Below are 2,690 nucleotides of genomic sequence, written 5' to 3'. Positions count from 1 at the left end.
CGTCCCGTTGACCCGGCCGACCAGTGGGGTGGCGCCGACGTAGTGCCGCCCGTCGCGTTGCTCGTGCACGCCGACGTGGTCTCCGGGGTGGGTCGCGCGGGCGGGCGCCGGGCCGTCGGGCAGTGGCCGGCCGAGGTATTCGGTCTCGAGCACCTCGCGGAACCGCGGGGCTCCCCAGTCGGCGAGGAGGAACTTCATCCGGGCCTTGTTGCGGAGCCGGCGGTAGCCGTAGTCCCGGAAGAGCCGCACCACCGACACCCAGACCTCGACGGCGTCCTCGGGGCGCACGAACGTCCCGAGCCGCTCGGCCAGCCGCGCGTTGGTGGACAACCCGCCACCGACCCAGAGGTCGTACCCCGGACCGAGCTGCGGGTGCACCACACCGACCAGGGAGATGTCGTTGATCTCGTGCACGACGTCCTGGCTGGGGTGGCCGGTGATGGCGCTCTTGAACTTGCGGGGCAGGTTGGCCAGCTCGGGGTCGCCGACGTAGCGCCGGCTGATCTCGTCGATGACCGGCGTGGGGTCGATGATCTCGTCCCGGGCGATCCCCGCCACGGGACTGCCCAGGATCACACGGGTGCAGTCGCCGCAGGCCTCGGTGGTCTGCAGCCCGACCGTCTCGAGCCGGCGCCAGATCTCGGGCACGTCCTCGATCCGCACCCAGTGCAGCTGGATGTTCTGCCGGTCGGTGATGTCGGCCGTGTCGCGGGCGAACTCGGTGGAGATGCCGGCGACCACCCGCAGCTGCTCGGTGGACAGCGCTCCCCCGTCGATGCGGATCCGCATCATGAAGTGACGGTCCTCGAGCTCGTGCGGCTCCAGCTGCGCGGTGCGGCCACCGTCGATGCCCGGCTTGCGCTGGGTGTAGAGGCCGAGCCACCGGAACCGACCACGCAGGTCATCCGGGTCGATCGAGTCGAATCCCTCTCTGGCGTAGACGTTCTCGACGCGGCCTCGGACGTCGAGCACGTTGCCCTCGGCCTTGAACACCTCGCCTGCGTTGAGCGGCTCGGTGCCGTCGACGGCCCACTGGCCGTGGCAGCGACGAGGTCGGGAGGGTCGTGCGGGCTGCTGGTCCGGCGGGTCCGCGCGGTCCTGCACGGAGGCTGACAAAGTGGTCATGGTGGGTCCTCACGGAAGGGGGAGGACGCGAGCCGCCGACGGCAGGAAGACCCCGGGCAGGGCCAAGGGGACGCGGAACCGGGCGACACGCGCCCGGAGGGGGGCGGGACGCAGGTCCCGCAGGGTCAGGCGCGGCTCAGGCGGCCCGACACATGAGGTTGCTGCTGGTGCGCAGCAGGTCCACGTGACGACGAGTCACGAGGAAGGCGCTGCGGTCCAGGTCCATGCCCCGAGACTACGGGCGCCCTTCCAGCCTGTGAACCGTCCGTCCGCATGCCGGACCGATCCCCTCGGCCCGTCGGCCCGTCGGTCAGTCGCGCAGGAAACGGAGACGCCAGGCCTCCGGTCCCCGTTCGAGGTAGTCGACGGAGAACACCCCGGGGTAGCGACCCTCGATCTGCTGCAGCAGCGGCAGCGGGTCGTGCGGGGCGACCAGCACCAGCCCACCTCCGGGCTGGACCGCAGCCAGCGCGCCGAACACGGTCGCGTGCCGGATCTTGTGCGGCACCACCCGCGCGTCCAGCTCGGGCAGCTCGCCGACCGGGTCGCTCTCGCCGCAGCCACAGGCGTGGCCGTCGTGGCTGCCGGCGGCCGGAGCGCCGTGCTCGTGGGCCTCGTGTCCCCCGAGCAGCTCGTGCATCCCGCCGAGGATCTCGTGCAGCGAGACCGTCGACGACGAGGCGAGCAGCGGCAGGATCTGCTCGTTCTCCTTGCCCAGGTGGCTGTCGAACAGGACGCGCAGCGCCACCGCCTCGGTGGCGGCCCGCACCGGTGAATCCGCTCCGCGGACCGCCTCCACCTGCGCGCCGAGCACCTGGTGCTCGATCAGCATCGCGTCCACGAGCAGCCGCGCCCGGGGGTCGTCGTGGGCCGCGGCATACAACGTCTTCTCCTCTGCCATGGCATGGGGCAACAGCTCACGCTCGCACCAGGTCACCAGCCCGTGCCGGGAGGCGCCGGCCGCGTCGGCGTTGCCGTCCGTCGCCGCCGAGACGACGGCGGCCACATGGGCACGCAGGGCGGCGGCCAGCTCGGTGTGGTGGTTCTTGACGGCCTCCACCGCGGCCGAGTCGGCGGCTGTCGTTGCGACGACGAGGGTGTCCATGTCAGGTCCTTCGGTTGCGGGGGCACGGACGCAGCCATGCCAGGTCCCCGGCTGGCGGGGCTGCGCAAAGTTTATTACACTGTGTCCCGTGAAAAAAAATGGACCTGGCGTCGTCTCCCCCGAGTCGGACTACGGACCCCGTCCGGCGGTGCACCACCGCTCGCCGGCCTCGTTGTTGTCGGCCCCGCGAGCGGCCGTCTTCGACCTGCTCGTGGCCCAGCCCGAGCCGTGCACCGTCGCGGCCCTCGCACGCCTGATCCACCAGCACCCCAACACGGTTCGCGAGCACCTGGACGGTCTGGTCGAGTCCGGCCTGGTCGAACGCACCAGGTCCCGCAGCACCGGCCGCGGACGGCCCGCGTGGCTCTACGCCGCCGTCGAGGGCGAGGACAACCCCGGCGCGCGGGAGTATGCCGGGCTGGCGTCGGCCCTCGCGGCCCAGCTCGCCCGCACCAGTGAC

The 2,690-nt window shown here is 71.9% G+C and carries 3 protein-coding genes; 1 reads left to right on the top strand and 2 read right to left on the bottom strand.

Features of this window, described 5'->3' with window-relative positions; genetic code table 11:
* Both FRW57_RS20095 and FRW57_RS24920 read right to left on the bottom strand, forming a co-directional pair.
* A partial coding sequence (locus tag FRW57_RS20095; protein WP_162529438.1) for a nitrite/sulfite reductase occupies positions 1-1,125 on the bottom strand: 1,125 nt, incomplete at its 3' end.
* 310 nt (positions 1,126-1,435) lie between these two features.
* Positions 1,436-2,230 (bottom strand): DUF2249 domain-containing protein, encoded by a 795-nt coding sequence (locus FRW57_RS24920; RefSeq protein ID WP_137120116.1) that lies wholly within the window; start codon positions 2,228-2,230, stop codon positions 1,436-1,438.
* A gap of 88 nt (positions 2,231-2,318) precedes the next feature.
* On the opposite strand from FRW57_RS24920, the gene FRW57_RS20085 reads away from it, so the two are divergent.
* The coding region (locus tag FRW57_RS20085; RefSeq protein WP_203230448.1) for a helix-turn-helix domain-containing protein at positions 2,319-2,690 on the top strand (372 nt) is incomplete at its 3' end.

Origin of the sequence: Segeticoccus rhizosphaerae (genome assembly GCF_009192725.1) — a bacterium.
Classification (GTDB): domain Bacteria; phylum Actinomycetota; class Actinomycetes; order Actinomycetales; family Dermatophilaceae; genus Segeticoccus; species Segeticoccus rhizosphaerae.
Note: the sequence above shows the minus strand (reverse complement) of the source record. Positions and strands in the feature narration are given on the sequence as shown.